Origin of the sequence: Streptomyces sp. SID12501 (assembly GCF_010550245.1) — a bacterium.
Classification (GTDB): domain Bacteria; phylum Actinomycetota; class Actinomycetes; order Streptomycetales; family Streptomycetaceae; genus Streptomyces.
In genome coordinates this window covers 1-595 of record NZ_JAAGLU010000283.1, presented here as the reverse complement: position 1 = coordinate 595, position 595 = coordinate 1, and the positions used below count along the sequence as shown (strand labels likewise).

Here is a 595-nt window from a genome sequence, read left to right as displayed (position 1 = left end):
CGGATCGCGTCGCACCCGTCCGACTCGCCTCAACCTTTCCGATACGCGTCCGCCGTCGTCTTAGTATGTCCAGGCGCGATTCTGTGCGTGTGGGAACGGCGGTGAGCCGCGGGGGTAGAGTCAGCGAAGGAGCCCTCGTCGGGAGGGCTCAGGTACCGGCCCTATCGGTGGGCCAGAATTGGAGCCGCCACGTGGCCCTGTCGCGTATCGCACAGATGCACGCAGACGAGATTCGCAACCATGACTGGTCGGACGCTCACACGCGTCTCGACCGTGCGGGGCACCATCGTGCGGACGACCGGACCCCCCGGGCCGCGCAGATGACGCATGACGAGGCCGAGAACGTCCGGGTCAACGTCATGTGGGTCACCGCCCAGGTGCTCGCCTACCTCGACGCCAACTTCGATGTCGTCGAGTTCGCGCAGGCGTGCGGAGTGACAAATCGGCACCGGACGACGGGGTGGCTCCGAGCTGGCCTGCGCGGCGGGGACGGGCACTTCCAGCGGCCCGGAACCACGCTCTACGACGAAGACGTCACCGCCACGACTGCCTGACAGCCGCAAGCACGGAGGCCACTTGTCCCGTGCGATGGCGC

The 595-nt window shown here is 67.6% G+C and carries 1 protein-coding gene; it reads left to right on the top strand.

Annotated elements, in window-relative coordinates:
• Positions 1-320: 320 nt before the first annotated feature.
• Positions 321-554, top strand: coding sequence for a hypothetical protein (locus G3I71_RS45755; RefSeq protein WP_164324860.1), 234 nt, complete (start codon positions 321-323; stop codon positions 552-554).
• Positions 555-595: the final 41 nt, after the last annotated feature.